14 protein-coding genes are annotated in these 15,564 nt (G+C 69.3%); 8 read left to right on the forward strand and 6 right to left on the reverse strand.

Annotated features, from left to right (window positions below; all coding sequences use genetic code 11):
* Position 1: 1 nt before the first annotated feature.
* On the reverse strand, positions 2 to 847 hold the full coding sequence (locus tag ABD663_RS06360) for a glycosyltransferase family 2 protein (protein WP_344737106.1): 846 nt from the start codon (positions 845 to 847) through the stop codon (positions 2 to 4).
* A 611-nt stretch (positions 848 to 1,458) separates the two neighbouring features.
* Positions 1,459 to 1,731, reverse strand: coding sequence for a hypothetical protein (locus tag ABD663_RS06365; protein ID WP_344737107.1), 273 nt, complete (start codon positions 1,729 to 1,731; stop codon positions 1,459 to 1,461).
* 238 nt (positions 1,732 to 1,969) lie between these two features.
* Between ABD663_RS06365 and ABD663_RS06370 the strand changes: the two genes are divergently transcribed.
* Both ABD663_RS06370 and ABD663_RS06375 read left to right on the forward strand, forming a co-directional pair.
* Complete coding sequence (locus tag ABD663_RS06370) at positions 1,970 to 2,377, forward strand: YciI family protein (RefSeq protein WP_344737108.1); 408 nt, start codon at positions 1,970 to 1,972, stop codon at positions 2,375 to 2,377.
* Complete coding sequence (locus ABD663_RS06375; protein WP_344737109.1) at positions 2,374 to 3,618, forward strand: RNA polymerase sigma factor; 1,245 nt, start codon at positions 2,374 to 2,376, stop codon at positions 3,616 to 3,618. Before ABD663_RS06370 ends, ABD663_RS06375 begins: the two co-directional genes overlap by 4 nt.
* 1 nt (position 3,619) lies before the next feature.
* Here the strand turns inward: ABD663_RS06375 and pcp are convergent, their stop codons facing one another.
* Complete coding sequence (gene pcp, locus ABD663_RS06380) at positions 3,620 to 4,258, reverse strand: pyroglutamyl-peptidase I (protein WP_344737110.1); 639 nt, start codon at positions 4,256 to 4,258, stop codon at positions 3,620 to 3,622.
* Positions 4,259 to 4,260: 2 nt separating this feature from the next.
* Entirely contained in the window at positions 4,261 to 5,280 is a 1,020-nt protein-coding gene (locus ABD663_RS06385; protein ID WP_344737111.1) for a 1-aminocyclopropane-1-carboxylate deaminase, read from the reverse strand.
* Between the two features lie 133 nt (positions 5,281 to 5,413).
* Here ABD663_RS06385 and ABD663_RS06390 point away from each other — a divergent pair, with 133 nt between their 5' ends.
* Positions 5,414 to 7,210: a proline--tRNA ligase gene (locus tag ABD663_RS06390; RefSeq protein ID WP_344737112.1), complete on the forward strand. Its 1,797-nt coding sequence runs from the start codon at positions 5,414 to 5,416 to the stop codon at positions 7,208 to 7,210.
* Between the two features lie 200 nt (positions 7,211 to 7,410).
* Positions 7,411 to 9,495 (forward strand): PhoX family protein, encoded by a 2,085-nt coding sequence (locus ABD663_RS06395; RefSeq protein WP_344737114.1) that lies wholly within the window; start codon positions 7,411 to 7,413, stop codon positions 9,493 to 9,495.
* Between the two features lie 5 nt (positions 9,496 to 9,500).
* Here ABD663_RS06395 and ABD663_RS06400 read toward each other — a convergent pair whose 3' ends face one another.
* Complete coding sequence (locus tag ABD663_RS06400) at positions 9,501 to 10,307, reverse strand: DUF1206 domain-containing protein (protein ID WP_344737116.1); 807 nt, start codon at positions 10,305 to 10,307, stop codon at positions 9,501 to 9,503.
* 70 nt (positions 10,308 to 10,377) lie between these two features.
* Positions 10,378 to 11,889, reverse strand: coding sequence for an alanine/glycine:cation symporter family protein (locus tag ABD663_RS06405; RefSeq protein WP_344737118.1), 1,512 nt, complete (start codon positions 11,887 to 11,889; stop codon positions 10,378 to 10,380).
* Positions 11,890 to 11,959: 70 nt separating this feature from the next.
* Here ABD663_RS06405 and ABD663_RS06410 point away from each other — a divergent pair, with 70 nt between their 5' ends.
* From ABD663_RS06410 to ABD663_RS06425, 4 genes are all read left to right on the forward strand, one after another.
* Positions 11,960 to 13,783: a lipase family protein gene (locus ABD663_RS06410; RefSeq protein ID WP_344737119.1), complete on the forward strand. Its 1,824-nt coding sequence runs from the start codon at positions 11,960 to 11,962 to the stop codon at positions 13,781 to 13,783.
* Positions 13,784 to 13,840: 57 nt separating this feature from the next.
* Positions 13,841 to 14,827, forward strand: a complete 987-nt coding sequence (gene nusA / locus ABD663_RS06415) for a transcription termination factor NusA (RefSeq protein WP_344737121.1) — start codon at positions 13,841 to 13,843, stop codon at positions 14,825 to 14,827.
* Positions 14,828 to 14,865: 38 nt separating this feature from the next.
* The gene (locus tag ABD663_RS06420) at positions 14,866 to 15,138 is read left to right on the forward strand and encodes a YlxR family protein (protein WP_344737122.1); all 273 of its coding nucleotides are present in this window, start codon (positions 14,866 to 14,868) and stop codon (positions 15,136 to 15,138) included.
* Between the two features lie 59 nt (positions 15,139 to 15,197).
* On the forward strand, positions 15,198 to 15,564 hold a 367-nt coding region (locus ABD663_RS06425; protein WP_425561767.1), incomplete at its 3' end, for a translation initiation factor IF-2 N-terminal domain-containing protein.

Below are 15,564 nucleotides of genomic sequence, written 5' to 3' on the forward strand. Positions count from 1 at the left end.
ATCAGCCGATCGACGAGACGGGTTCCTCCACAGGCGCGGAGGAGGTGACGCTGCGCGTGACGTCCGCCCGCGCCGACGGTGTCGGCTGCGCAGCGACGTGGGTGACCGCGCGGCGGCGGCCGGATCGCTTCATCCGCTCGTCCAGCACGGTGCGCAGGACCCGCAGTCCGTCGCTGATCGCGTGGAGATTGCTCTCGCCGTGGATGCGGGGCAGTTCCACGCTGGGCACCTCGACGACCCGCATGCGGTTCTCGGCGAAACGGCAGTTGAGAAGCGTTTCGATCTCGAATCCATCCCCCCACAGCATCTGCCCTTCGGCACCGGGGATGTCGACGTCGGGGAGGTCCAGGCTCGGCACGATCCGACGCCAGAAGGCGTTGTAGCCGTAGCAGAGGTCTGTGTACCGGGTACCGAGCAGCACATTGGTGAGCAGGTTGAGGAACTTGTTGCCGAGGTTGCGATGGAACGTGATGTCCTCGCTCGAGCCGCCGCGCATGAAGCGGCTGCCCTTGCTCACGTCCGCCCCCGCGATGAGGGCGTCGACGAATCGCGGGATCTCGTCCGCATCCGCCGAGCCGTCCGCGTCGAACATCACGATGATGTCGCCGGTCGCGCGCTGGAAGCCGCACACGAGGGCGTTGCCCTTGCCGCGACGGGTCTGCGTGATGACGTCGACCGAGGGGCGCACGCGGCGTGCGACCTCGGGCGTGTTGTCGACCGAGTGCCCGTCGACGACGATGATCTCGTGCACGTCCGGCAGCAGGGGGAGCACGACCTCGAGGTTCTTCGCCTCGTTCCGTGCCGGGACGATGATGGAGATGGTGGGTGCGGTCTGAGAGCTTGACATCGGTACGGACCTTTCGATCTGAGGGGAGCGGAGCTGGTGATGTGGCGGTGCGGCGGGCCCGTGCAAGCGCCCGTCGCGGCGATGCGGATCCTTCGTGCACCCCGGTGTCGCTTCCTCCGATGGAGGTGTCCGATGGGGCTCTGTCAGTGGTGCGGTAGTGCTCTGGTTCGAGCGTGGGCGCGCGGTGTTACACCCAGATGAACGCGCCGCCAGAGTCGTGTTAACGCGACCGATTCGGTGTCCCCTCTTCGGGGGACACTTGGAGGATCAGGCGCTATTGTGTCCTCCATTAGGGGGACATTTGGAGGATCGTCACAGATCTTCCGACCCTCGCTCGAGATCGAACGATGATGGTCGGTCGACATCACACGGAGTCCCCGTCAGGGGTCGATGGGCCGAAGGGGATCACTGTGGCCAAGAAGACCAGAGCGGTCGAGAGTTCCTCCGACCTCTGCTCGTGCGGGCACGCTCGAGAGGCCCACGAGCACTATCGCCGAGGCACGGAGTGCTCGATCTGCGATGCTCGGACCTGCTCGTCCTTCTCGCTCGCGACGGTCCCCGCATACTCCAAGACGGGCTGACGCCCTCGCGCGCGGCGCGGCGGCGGCGCCTCAGAGGTTGCGGCGTGCGTCCGGGTCGTCGGCGAGTCGATCGGCTTCGCGTGCCACGGCTTCCTGCTCCGCTTCGCTCAGCGGCGGCAGGCCGACTTCATCCGCCGGGATGCCCGCGTACGGGTCGGCTCCGGGGAACTCCTGGCTGAACGAGCCTGCGACCCCTCCTCCGGGGGGCACCTCGTCGCCGGCGGCGCCGAGCAGCGTCTCCTCGCCGGCTTCCTGCTCGGGTACGTCGTCTCCGAGATGCTTCCGGTGCCACTCGCCGCTCATGTCCACTCCCACTCGTACCGACAGCGCCACATCCGCATCATTCGCGGAGTGTGCGTGAAGTCTACGACCCCGCCCTCGCAGACGGCGCCGATCCGGCGAACCCTGCGCTCACTGCGGGAAGAGATTTCTCAGGTCTAGTGTCATATCCGGGCTTCGCCGTTCGTGGACTGTTCAGGCGACGAAAGCAGGTCGCCACGACCGACGAGCCGCGACACGGCTCTGCCGAGAGGAGACGACAATGCCCAAGTACCTGATCGCGTTCAACGACGAGTGGGTGCCCGTGCACACCCCCGACGAACTGCGCCGAAAGGGCGAGGCGTCGCAGGCCGTGCTCGCCGACATGAGGGAAGCGGGCGTCTTCCTCTATGCCGACGGTGGCATCGACGCCTCCACTGCGGTGTTCAGCGTCGTCAGCAAGGGCGGCGAGCCGGTCTTCACCGACGGTCCCTTCGTGGAGTCGAAGGAGCACCTCGGCGGCTTCACCGTCATCGAGGTCGCCGACGACGAGGCTGCGCGCCACTGGGCGGGTCGGCTGGCGGTCGCGCTCGACTGGCCGCAGGAGGTGCACCGGTTCCCGTCCGACATGGGCGAGATCATCGAGCGGCATGCGGCCGAGGCCTCCGACCCAGCCCCGCGGGAGTCGTGACCGGCACCCGCGTCGAACAGGCTCTCACCCGCGCCCACCGCGAGGAGTGGGCGCGGGTGGTGGCGAGCCTCGTCCGGCGTTTCGGCGACCTCGACCTCGCGGAGGATGCCGCGGCCGAGGCCTACGTCGTCGCTCTCGAGCGGTGGCAGCGCGACGGAGTGCCGCCCAACCCCGGCGGGTGGCTCACCACCACCGCGACGCGGCGGGCGATCGACCGGCTGCGCCGCGAGAGTCAGCGGCACGACAAGCACCAGGCGGCGCGCATGCTCGTCGATGACAGTCCGCCCGAGCCGGTCGGCGCGGTCCAGGACGACCGTCTGCGGCTCTTGTTCACGTGCTGCCACCCCGCGCTGGGGATGGAGGCGCGGGTCGCGCTGACGCTCCGGCTCGTCGGCGGGCTCACCGTCGCCGAGATCGCGCGTGCGTTCTTCGTCGCCGACACGACCGTGGCGCAGCGGATCACGCGCGCGAAGGCGAAGATCGCGGCCGAGCGGATTCCCTACCGGATGCCGTCGGCGACCGACGTGCGGGAGCGCCTCGCCGGTGTGCTCGCGGTCGTCTACCTGGTCTTCAACGAGGGATACCTCGCGACGGCGGGCGACGACCCGGTGCGCGTGGACCTCACCGACGAGGCGATCCGACTGGGCCGCATGCTGCGAGACCTGCTCCCCGGCGAGGGCGAGGTGAGCGGTCTGCTGGCACTCATGCTCTTGTCGGATGCCCGGCGCGCCGCGCGCGTCTCGCGGTCGGGCGAGCTGGTCACCCTCGAGGAGCAGGATCGCGGCGCGTGGGATCGCGTGCTCATCGCCGCGGGTCACGCTCTCGTGCGCGAGAGCATCGATGCGGTCGCCGCGGGCGGGCCCCCGCCCGGCCAGTACCAGCTGCTCGCGGCGATCAACGCGGTGCACACGGATGCCGCATCCGCCCGCGACACGGACTGGTCGCAGATCGTCGCGCTGTACGACCGACTGCTGCGGATCGACGGCTCGCCGATGGTGCGGCTCAACCGCGCCATCGCCGTCGCCGAGCTCGACGGGCCCGACGTCGCGCTGGCCGGGATCGACCGACTGACGGACGCGCTCGACGGCTATCACGCCTTCCACGCGGCCCGCGCCGACCTGCTGCGGCGGATCGGGCGCAGCGCAGAGTCGCGCTCCGCCTACGACCGGGCCCTCGCCATGGTGGGCAACGCCGCCGAGCGGCGGTATCTGACGCGGCGGCGGGACCAGATCGCGCCGTGAGTCAGTGCAGCGTGCCTGCCGGGGTGGCGGCATCCGTCGGCGTCGCGAGAGAGGTGCGCACGGCGATCGTCAGCGCCGTGGCGATGTCGGCCAGCGGCAGCTCGGGCTCATCGGCGGGCGCCTGACCCGTCGCCCACGGCACGTGGATGAACCCGGCGCGCAGGCCCGGACGCCGGGCCGCTTCGTCGAGCGCGACGAACGAGACGTGGTTGCACACATAGGTGCCGGCCGTGTGCGACAGGGTGGCCGGGATGCCGGCATCCGTCATCGCCGCGACGATCGCCTTGACGGGGATGCTGCTGAAGTACGCAGGGGGAGAGCCGTCGACGCAGGGCACGTCGATCGGCTGCGCACCGGCGTTGTCGGGGATGCGCGCGTCGATGAGGTTCACGGCGATGCGCTCGGGGGTGACAGCGGCTCGGCCGCCGGCCAATCCGGTGGCGATGACGATGTCGGGGGAGTGCTCGGCGATGAGCGCGCGCAGGCGCTCGGAGGCTCGCTCGAAGGCGACCGGCAGCACCGCGGTGACCAGGGTGTCGGGCCCCTCCCACGCCGACGCCACGAGGTGGACGGCTTCGCCCGACGGATTGGCGGCGTCGCCGCCGAACGGCTCGAACCCGGTCAGCAGCACGGTGGTCACGATCACTCCCAGAGGCGATGGTACGCGTTGATGGCGGGCTGCCCGCCGAGGTGCGCGTACAGCACGGTCGAGTCCGCCGGGATGTCGCGCGAGGCGACGAGGTCGATGAGGCCGGCCAGCGACTTGCCCTCGTAGACCGGGTCGGTGATCATCGCCTCGAGCTGTGCCCCGAGCGCCATCGCCTCCATCGTCGAGGCCACCGGGATGCCGTAGAGGTCGCCGGCCCATCCCCCGAGCACCTGGATCTCGTCGTCGCGCACGTCGCGGCCCAGCTCGATCAGCTCGGCGGTGTTGCGCGCGATCCGCGCGACCTGATCTCGGGTCTTGTCGAGCGTGGCGGATGCGTCGATGCCGAGCACGCGGCGCTTCGCTCCGGTGAGTTCCTCGAGGGCGGCGAAACCGGCGATCATGCCGGCGTGCGTCGAGCCGGTCACGGTGCACACCACGATGGTGTCGAAGAACACGCCGAGCTGTCGCTCCTGCTCGGCGACCTCGAACGCCCAGTTGGCGAAGCCGAGTCCGCCCAGCGGGTGCTCCGACGCACCGGCAGGGATCGGGTAGGGCGTTCCGCCGGCGTCCTCGACCTCCTGCAGGGCGGCCTTCCACGAGTCGCGGATGCCGATGTCGAAGCCCGAGTCGTCGAGCCGGGAGTCGGCTCCCATCATGCGGGAGAGCAGGATGTTGCCGACGCGGTCGTTGACCGGGTCGTCCCAGGGCACCCACTTCTCCTGCACGAGTCGGGCCTTCAGGCCCAGGTGCGCCGCGACGGCGGCGACCTGGCGGGTGTGGTTGGACTGGTACCCGCCGATCGACACGAGCGTGTCGGCGCCGGAGGCGAGCACATCGGGCACGATGTACTCGAGCTTGCGCACCTTGTTGCCGCCGTACGCCAGCCCGCTCGAGACGTCCTCGCGCTTGGCCCAGATCTCTGCGCCGCCCAGGTGCTGCGTCAGCCGGTTCAGGTGCTGCAACGGGCTCGGCCCGAACGTGAGCGGGTGGCGGGGGAACTCGTCGAGCTTCATGTGCGTCCTCGGATCGATCACGGGTCGGTCGTGGATGGATCACCGCGACAGTACCAGCATGCAATATATTGCCCGCGTTCGCGGCGTCCGTCGAATCCGAGCATCGGCATCCGCCCGCGTAGACTCGTCGCTCGTGGTCACCCGTCTGTCGCACTTCTTCCTCCGCACGCTCCGCGAAGACCCGGCTGACGCCGAGGTCACCAGCCACCGACTGCTGGTCCGTGCCGGCTACATCCGCCGCACGGCGCCCGGCATCTTCTCGTGGCTGCCGTTGGGGCTGAAGGTCAAGGCGCGCATCGAGGCGATCATCCGCGAGGAGATGGCGAACGCAGGCGCCTACGAGGTGCACTTCCCGGCGTTGGTCCCCGCCGACCCGTACAAGGAGTCGGGTCGCTACGACGCCTACGGCGATGGCATCTTCCGGCTGAGCGACCGTCGAGGGGCCGACTACCTGCTCGCGCCGACCCACGAGGAACTGTTCACCCTCCTCGTCAAGGACCTCTACTCGTCGTACAAAGATCTGCCGCTGGCGATCTACCAGATCCAGGACAAGTACCGCGACGAGGCGCGTCCGCGCGCCGGACTGCTGCGCGGCCGCGAATTCACGATGAAGGACGCCTACTCGTTCGACTGGAACGACGAGGGGCTGGATGCCTCGTACCAGGCCCAGCGCGACGCCTACGAGCGGATCTTTCAGCGGCTCGGACTCGAGTACGTCATCGTGCAGGCCGACAACGGCCTGATGGGCGGCGCGCGCAGCGAGGAGTTCTTGCACCCCACGCCCGTCGGCGAGGACACGTTCGTACGGTCGGCGGGCGGGTATGCCGCGAACGTCGAGGCGTTCGAGACCGTCGTGCCCGAGCCGATTCCGTTCGACGGCCTCGGCTCGCCGGTGATCTTCGACTCGCCGAACACGCCGACGATCGCGACGCTCGTCGAACACGCCAACGCGCATCTGCCTGTTCCCGCGCCCGGGATCGCCGGGCCCGCCACCGCCGACGCGACCGCGTGGACCGCCGCGCACACCCTCAAGAACGTCGTGCTCGCGCTCACCCACCTCGACGGCACCCGCGAGGTCGTCGTCGTCGGCATCCCGGGGGACCGAGACGTCGATGACAAGCGCGTCGAAGTCGCCTTCGCCCCCGCAGCGGTCGAGCCGGCGACGGACGCCGACTTCGAGGCGAACCCGCTGCTCGTGCGCGGCTACATCGGTCCCTGGTCCGAGACCGGCGCGATGCTCGGTGAAGAGTCGGCCACCGGCATCCGGTACCTGCTCGATCCGCGCGTCGTCGACGGCACCGCGTGGATCACCGGTGCCAACAGCGACGAGAAGCACGTCCACACGCTCGTTGCGGGGCGCGACTTCGCCGGTGACGGATTCATCGAGGTCGCGTCGGTGCGTGCAGGCGATGCGGCGCCCGACGGCTCCGGCCCGGTCGAGCTCGCGCGCGGCATGGAGATCGGACACGTCTTCCAGCTCGGACGCTTCTTCGCCGACACGCTCGGGCTGAAGGTGCTCGATCCGAACGGCAAGCTCGTCACGGTCACGATGGGCTCGTACGGCATCGGGGTCACTCGCATCCTCGCGATCCTCGCTGAGCTCAACAACGACGAGAAGGGCCTGGTGTGGCCCGCATCGGTCGCGCCGTTCGATGTCCACGTCGTCGCGACGGGCAAGGACGCCGCGGCGTTCGAACTCGCCGAGTCGGCGAGCGCCGAGCTCGAGGCATCCGGGCTGGACGTCCTCTACGACGACCGGCCGAAGGTCTCGCCGGGCGTGAAGTTCGCCGACGCCGAGCTGGTCGGCGTGCCGCGCGTGCTCGTGGCGGGCCGCGGCGCCGCCGACGGCCAGGTCGAGCTGTGGAATCGCCGCACCGGCGACCGCGAGACCCTTCCCCTCGCCGAGGCGCTCGCTCGCCTCACCGCGTAGCGGCACCGACTTCTCTCACAGCAGTTCGACGTCGTCGCCCGCCGTCGCGCACCGAGCCACGGCGACGAACCCTGCGTCCACTCGGATGGCCCCATCCGTTCACCCCGCGGTCGCCGCGATTTCGGCGTGCGCCGAGATGCTGTTGCAGACCACGACGCACGACCATCGGGCGTTGACGACTGCATCCTCGGAGGGCCGCCATGAGCATCATCGAAGACCGTACGCCGCTGCCCATGGCCGACCACGTGCGCGGCAAGCGTTCGGCCGTGACCTGCCAGTTCAAGTGCGCCAACGCGTGCGTCGGTCCGGAGTGCAACTCGTCGTCGAACCCGCACTTCCGCGACATCGCCTCGGCCGCACTGTCGCGCCGCGCCATGCTGGGCCTCGGAGCCGCGGCGGCATTCTCGGCGACCGTCGCGGCGCTCGGCGGTTCGAGTGCTCCGGTGTCTTCTCCCGTCGCGGCCGGCAGCGGCGGCGCGGGCGCTGCCTTCGCGAAGCCGAAGGCCCTCGGCCCGCTCGCCTTCGAGCCGATCGCGCCCGTCGCGCGCACGGTCGACGCCTTCACGGTGCCGACGGGATACCGGTGGGAGCCGATGATCCGTTGGGGTGACCCGCTGTTCGCCAAGACGCCGACGTTCGACTTCTCGGCGCAGACCCCCGAGGCGCAGGCGCAGCAGTTCGGATACAACTGCGACTACCTCGACATCATCGCCGACACCAACCGACGGACCGGCGTGCTGGTGTGCAACCACGAGTATGTGAACCCCAACATCATGTTCGCGCCGACGACGGATGCTGCAGAGCTGCAGCGCCGCGGCGAGATCTACAAGATGGCCCAAGGCTTCACTGTCGTCGAGATCGAGCGCAGCCGATCGGACGTGCGCTGGAGCTACGTCGTGGGCGGTCGCCGCAACCGCCGCCTCACGGTCGAGTCGGCATTCGCGATGACCGGGCCGGCCGCCGGGTCGGATCTGCTCAAGACCGCCGCCGACAACACAGGTCGCAAGGTCAAGGGCACACTCGGCAACTGCGCGGGCGGAACCACCCCGTGGGGCACCGTGCTGTCGGGCGAGGAGAACTTCAACGGCTACTTCGCCTGGGCCGCCGACACTCCCGCCCAGAAGCGGTACCAGTCCAGCGCCACCACGACGACGTCGACGGGGTGGAGCTCGTACGACGCGCGCTTCGACGCCCACGACCCCGACTACGTCAACGAGCCCAATCGCTTCGGCTGGATCGTCGAGATCGACCCGCAGGATCCGAAGTCGACTCCGCGCAAGCACACGGCGATGGGTCGGATGAAGCACGAGGGCGCGAACGTCATCGTCGCCGAAGACGGGCACGTCGTCGCCTACATGGGCGACGACGAGCGAAACGACTACCTGTACAAGTTCGTGTCCAAGGGAACTTTCGACCCGCGACCGGGCAACGGCGCGCGCAAGAAGAACATGAGCCTGCTCGAGGAGGGTGACCTGTTCGTCGCGCGGTTCTCGGGCAATTCGCCCGCCGGGCAGATCACGGGTACCGGAGCGCTGCCGGCCGACGGACTGTTCGACGGGTTGGGAGAGTGGGTGGCTCTCACTCGAAACGGGGAGAGCGCGGTTCCCGGCATGTCGATCGATGAGGTTCTGATCTACACGCGTCTCGCGGCAGACGCGGTGGGGGCGACCAAAATGGATCGTCCCGAAGACGTCGAGCCGAATCCGGCGACCGGCAAGGTGTACGTCGCTCTCACCAACAACTCGCAGCGCGGCTCCGCCTCCGCCCTCGACGAGGCGAACCCCGTCACCGGCAACCGGTACGGTCACGTCATCGAGCTGACCGAGACCTCCGGCCAGACCGGTACCACGTTCGGCTGGAGCATCCTGCTGCTGTGCGGTGACCCGGCCACGTTCGGCAACGCGTACTTCGCAGGATTCCCGGCCGACCTCGTGTCACCGATCTCGTGCCCCGACAATCTCGCGTTCGATTCGGCGGGGAACCTGTGGATCTCGACCGACGGTGCGCCGAGCACCATCGGCTACAACGACGGTCTCTTCCTCGTACCGCTCGAGGGTGCCGAGCGCGGCCGCGTGCAGCAGTTCCTCGCGGTGCCGCGCGACGCCGAGACCTGCGGTCCGGTGATCCACGACCAGGAGGGTCTCGTGTTCGTCGCGGTGCAGCACCCCGGCGAGGACGGCGCGGTCGGAGCGCAGACCTCGCTGTTCCCCGACTACGGGTCGAGCGCGCCCGGCGATGTGCCGAACGCGCCGCGACCCTCGGTCGTGCAGGTGTCGAAGATCTGACGGGGTCAGAGCCGCGCGTAGCGTGCGCGGGCGAAGCAGTACACGCCGTAGGCGATCAGGCCGACTCCCACGGCTCCGGCCAGGAACGGGCCGCCCGGCACGCCGAGCAGAGTCTGGAACGCCTGGTCGAGGCCGCCCGCCTTCTCCGGGTCGAACTGCACGGCGGCGACGACGAGGAGGATGCCGACGATGCCCAGCGCGATGCCCTTGGCGACGTATCCGACCACACCGAGCGTCGTCACCGACTTTCCGACCGTGCCCCCGGGCACGGAGAGATCCTCCTTGAACTTCTGCGTGATGCCCTTGAAGACGAAGTAACCGCCGACTCCGACGACCCCGAGACCGACGGCGCCGAGGATGAGGGGGCCTCCGGGCAGGCTGAGGAGCTGTGCGCTGAAACTCTGCGTCGACTGGTCGCCGTTCGGATTGCCCCCCATTGCGATCGTCGCGGCGATGAAGCCGAGAGCGATGTAGACCACCGCGCGGCCCCAGTCCGAGAGACGATGAGCCCATTTCTTGGCGGTGCTCTCGCCTCGGGCGATGATGCCTTCGGTGATGTAGTACAGCGCCAGCGCCCAGACTCCGACCGCGATGACCCACAGCAGGAAGATGCCTCCCGGTGCGTCCGCCACCGTCTTCAGGGCGCCGTTCTGATCGGCTTCGCCGCCGGCGCCGCCGATGGTCGCGACGAGTACCAGCACTCCGATGAGGATGTGGACCACTCCGTTGGCGGCGTAGCCCGCACGGGCGAGGATGCGAACGGGCTTGCTGTCGCCGACTTCGCGGGCTGCGTGGCGCGTGGTGGTTGTCATGTCGCGAGAGTACGACCGCGGGCCCGCACCGGTGAGGGTATTGACGCGGCTGGTGCGGCCGTGGCAGTGGCTATTCGCCGTGCGGCGCTCCATGCAGGTGATCGCGGTGCTTCTGGGCCTGGTGCTTCCTGGTCGTCACGTCGATCGGACCCGTGACGGACAGCTCGTCCTCCCATACCTCGATGCCCTCGACGCCGGGCAGGCGGTCGCGGGTGAAGACGGGGTCGCGGCCCTCGCGGCGCTGCGCGGTGTAGTCCTTCAGCAGCCTGAACGCGATACCCGACAGCAGGGCGATCGCGACGAGGTTCACCAATGCCATGAGGCCCATGGCGCCGTCGGCGAAGTCCCATACGACGTCGACCGACAGCAGCGCTCCCGCGCCGACGGCGAGCACCGCGAAGACGCGGTAGCCCGTCAGCACGCCGCGGCTCGGCGTGATGAACTCGATGTTCGACTCGCCGTAGTAGTAGTTGCCGAGGATCGAGCTGAACGCGAGCAGGAACACGACGATCATCAGCAGGACGTTCGCCCACGCTCCGAGCGAGTCGGTGACCGCGCTCTGCGTGAGGCTGATGCCGCGCTCGGCGCCGTTCACGTCCGGAACGGACACGAGGATGATGAACGCAGTGATCGAGCACACCAGGAACGTGTCGAAGTAGACGCCGAGGGACTGCACGAGTCCCTGCTTCACCGGATGCGTGACGGCGGCGGTCGCGCCCGCGTTCGGCGCCGAGCCCAGTCCCGCCTCGTTCGAGAACATGCCGCGCTTCACGCCGGTCAGGATGATGTAGCCGAGTGTGGCGCCGACCACTTCGCTCACTCCGAACGCCTGCGTGAAGATCCGCGCGAACACGGCCGGGATCTGGTCGATGTGGATGACGACGATCGCGAGCCCCATCAGAAGGTAGACCAGCGCCATGATCGGCACGAGGAACTGCGTCACCGAGGCGATGCGCCGTACGCCGCCGAAGATCACGAGGGCCATGAGAACGGCGAGCGTGATGCCCGTGGCCCACGGCAGCCATCCCGAGACGTCCTCGCCGAGTCCGCCGGCGACCGTCGCCTGGATCGTGTTCGCCTGCAGCGAGCTGAAGGCGATGGGGAAGCAGATGATCAGGATGACCGCGAACAGCACGCCCATCCACCGCGCCTTGAGGCCCCGCTGCATGTAGTACGCAGGGCCACCGCGGAATCCGTCCTGGTCGCGCGTCTTGAACAGCTGGGCGAGCGACGACTCGATGAACGCCGAAGCGGCACCGATGAAGGCCATGAGCCACATCCAGAACACCGCCCCCGGGCCACCCCACGCGATCGCGGTTCCGACGCCCGCGATGTTCCCGACGCCGACGCGGGACGCCGCCGAGATCGTGAAGGCCTGGAAAGCCGACACCGACTGGGGTTCGCCCTTCTCATCGCGCGGGGTCTTGTCGGTCAGAGTGCGGAACATCTCGGGGATGAGCCGGAACTGCACGACGCCCGACCGGATGGTGAAGTACAGCCCCAATCCGACGACGACCGGCAGCACGATCCAGGTCCACAGGTTGTCGCCCCACGTCAGGAGCCAGGCGTCGATCGCTTCCATCGGCTCAGTATGTCGGCGCGCCGCTCGTGGCGACAAGAGTCCTCACGGCCGGCGCGCCTATCATGTGCGGGTGAAGCGGGACCCTCGCACTCGACGTCTGCGCCTGAGCGCATTGCCGGCGCTGCTGGAGTCCGCTCCCGCGTGGCTACGCATCGTCGCGGGCCTCGGACTCGTGCTGCTCGGAGCCCTCATGCTCACGCGGCCGCTCTCGTCGGTGATCCTCCTCGGTGTCTACGTCGCGCTGAGCGCGATCATCTCGGGGATCGCCGAGGTCGCCAGCCGGCACTCCTCGGCGACGTGGGTCACCCGCGTGTTCGCGGCGGCCTGGATCCTTCTCGGTATCGCCGTACTCGCCTTCCTCGGACGCAGCCTCGACATCCTGCCGGCGGCGCTCGCCGCGCTGCTGATCGTGGGTGGACTGGCATCTTTGGGCGACGCCCTCTCGGGCGGGACCGTCACCGAGCGCATCCTCGCGGCGGCGTGGGGAGGCAGCCAGTTCGTGTTCGGCATCCTGGCCCTCGCGTGGCCCGACGTCACGGTGCTGCTGGTCGCGATCGTCTTCGGTGTCCGCACGATCGCGTTCGGCGGTTCACTGCTGTTCCGCGCGATCCGGGAGCGCGCCCGGCCGAGCCCGCTCGAGGAGCACACGCGCGAGGTCGGCCGCCGACGCTCCTACATCACCGGTGCCGCTCGCATCGTGCTCGCGGTGATCCTCGTCGTTGTGTCGGTCGGAGCCTGGGCGGTCAACGACTGGCTCGACGAGGGGGCACCCGTCGTCGACGCGTTCTACACGCCGCCCCGCGATGTGCCGACGCGACACGGGATGCTGATCCGCTCGGACGACTTCGCCGGCCGGGCGCCCGACGGTGCCGAGGTGCGCCGCATCCTGTACACGACACGGACGGCCCTGGGCGAGCCGGCGGTGGCCAGTGCGCTCGTCATCTCGCCGGAGGATTCGCTGCCGGGACTTCGGCCGGTCGTCGCGTGGAACCACGGCACGACAGGAGTCGCGCGCGGGTGTGCGCCGAGTCTGCGCGAGGAGGCGGCGACCGGGTGGATGATCCCCGCCGTCGACGACGCCATCGCGCGCGGCTGGGTCGTGGTGGCATCCGACTACTCGGGACAGGGCGCACCCGGGGTGTTCCCCTATCTGATCGGCGTGGGCGAGGCGCAGTCGACCCTCGACGCCGTGCTCGCGGCCGACCAGGTCGAGGGCATCGCCCTGTCGCCGGAAGTCGCGGTGTGGGGGCACAGCCAGGGCGGCCACGCCGCACTGTGGGCCTCGCAGCTGGCGGACGACTACGCCGCCGAGCTCGACATCGTCGGCACCGCGGTGCTCGCACCGGTCTCGGACCCCCACGCTCTGGCCGAGGCCATGGTGACGGGCGAGCCCGACGCGCTGCTGTCGATCCTCACGTCGTGGGTGCTGGTGCCGTATGCCGACACCTATCCCGACGTGAATCTCACCCAGTACGTGCTGCCGGGAGGGCGCACGATCGTGCGGGAGATGACCCGGCGCTGCCCGAGCGAACCCGGCGTGATCGTGTCGGTCGCCGCGGCGCTGGGCCTCAGCGAGGACCAGCCGCTGTACACCGGCGACCTCACCGCCGGCCCGCTCGGCCGGCGCCTGCAGGAGAACGCCGCCGTCGGCCCCTGGCCGTCGCCTCTGCTCGTGGCCTGGGGCGATGCCGATGAGGTCGTCCCGCCGCGGTTGCAGGAGGAGTTCGTCGCATCCCTGTGCGCATCGGGGGAGCAGGTGCGCTGGGTGCGCTATGCCGGGTACAACCACCTCGAGCCCCTGCAGCCACCCTCGCGGTTCCTGCCGGTGCTGCTGAATTGGACCCAGGCCAGGTTCCTCGATCGGGATACTCCCGTCGACGACTGCATCCGGTAACGTTGTAGGGTTCCGGCGCGCCGCGCCCGCCGGTGAGAGCTGAATACGGAGGCCATCGTGGATATCGATCTCGGACTGCTGAAGACGATCGAGCGGGAGAAGGACATCCCCTTCGACGAGCTCGTGCGGATCATCGAGCAGGCCATCCTGACCGCTTACGCCAAGCACAGCTCGCCCGACGGAGAGCTCCCCGAGGGGGCCCGTGCCGAGCTCGACCGCAAGACCGGACACGTCGCGATCTTCGTGCCCCTCACCGACGACGACGGTGCGGTGATCGGCGAGGAGGAGACCACCCCCGACGACTTCGGTCGCATCGCCGCCTTCGCCGCCAAGCAGGTCATCAGCCAGCGCCTGCGCGACATCGCCGACGACGCCGTGCTCGGCGAGTTCCGCGGCAAGGAGGGCGACATCGTCGCCGGCGTCGTGCAGCAGGGCCCCAACCCGCGCATGGTGCACGTCGACCTGGGCACGGTCGAGGCGATCCTGCCTCCCGAAGAGCAGGTTCCCGGCGAGGAGTACGCGCACGGGTCGCGCTTGCGGGTGTACGTGACCAGTGTCGCCAAGGGCACGAAGGGCCCGTCGATCACGGTGTCGCGCACGCACCCGGGGCTGGTGCGCAAGCTGTTCGCCCTCGAGGTGCCCGAGATCCCGGCGGGCCTCGTCGAGATCGTCTCCCTCGCGCGCGAGGCCGGTCACCGCACCAAGATCGCCGTCAAAGCGAACGATCCGTCGATCAACGCGAAGGGCGCGTGCATCGGAGAGCTCGGCCGACGGGTGCGCGCCGTCACCGAGGAGCTGAGCGGCGAGAAGATCGACATCGTCGACTACGACGCCGAACTGCCCGCGTTCGTCGCCAACGCCCTGTCGCCGGCGAAGGTGACATCGGCGTTCGTCCTCGACGCCAACACCAAGGCGGTGCGCGCGCTCGTCCCCGACTACCAGCTCTCGCTCGCGATCGGCAAGGAAGGGCAGAACGCCCGACTGGCCGCGAAGCTCACCGGCGCGAAGATCGACATCCAGCCGGATTCGATCTTGGAGTCGTGACGGCCGGACACACCGGGCCCTCAGCCCTGAGGTGTAAGATGGAATCAGTACGAACGTGCGTCGGATGCCGTACGCGTGCCCCCCGATCCTCCCTTCTCAGGGTGGTCGCCATCGATTCCGTTCTCGTCCCCGACGAGCGCGCATCGATGCCGGGACGGGGCGCGTGGGTGCATGAGACGACCGAGTGCATGGATGCCGCGATCCGGCGCCGTGCCTTCGTGCGAGCATTGCGTGTGTCAGGCCCGCTTGACACGCAGACCATCGAGAAACGGCTGAACGGCTATGGACACAAAGTGAACGGCTCGAAATGAGACCCGTCCGCAACTAACGGTCTGCCCTGTCCGGGGTAGACCCCCCAGACAGGAGAATTGTGGCAAAACCACGCGTGCACGAGATCGCTTCCGAGCTCGGCGTCGACAGCAAGGTCGCCCTCGCGAAGCTCAAGGAACTCGGCGAATTCGTCAAGAGTCCGTCCTCCACCATCGAGCCCCCGGTGGCTCGCAAGCTCCGCGCTGCCCTCGAGGCTGACGGTGCAGGCAAGCCCGCCGAGGCTTCCGCCGCGCCGTCGAGCTCGAACGGCGCCCGCGCGAAGGCCGCGCCCGCGGCTCCGGCCAAGCCCGGCGCCCCCGCGGCCAAGCCCGGTGCAGCCCCGGCTGCGGGGACCGGCGCGAAGCCCGCGGCCAAGCCCGGCCCGGCGGCACCCGCCGCGCCGGCCGAGCCTGCGACGCCCGCCGAGG

Source organism: Microbacterium awajiense (assembly GCF_039536545.1).
Taxonomy (GTDB): Bacteria; Actinomycetota; Actinomycetes; order Actinomycetales; family Microbacteriaceae; genus Microbacterium; species Microbacterium awajiense.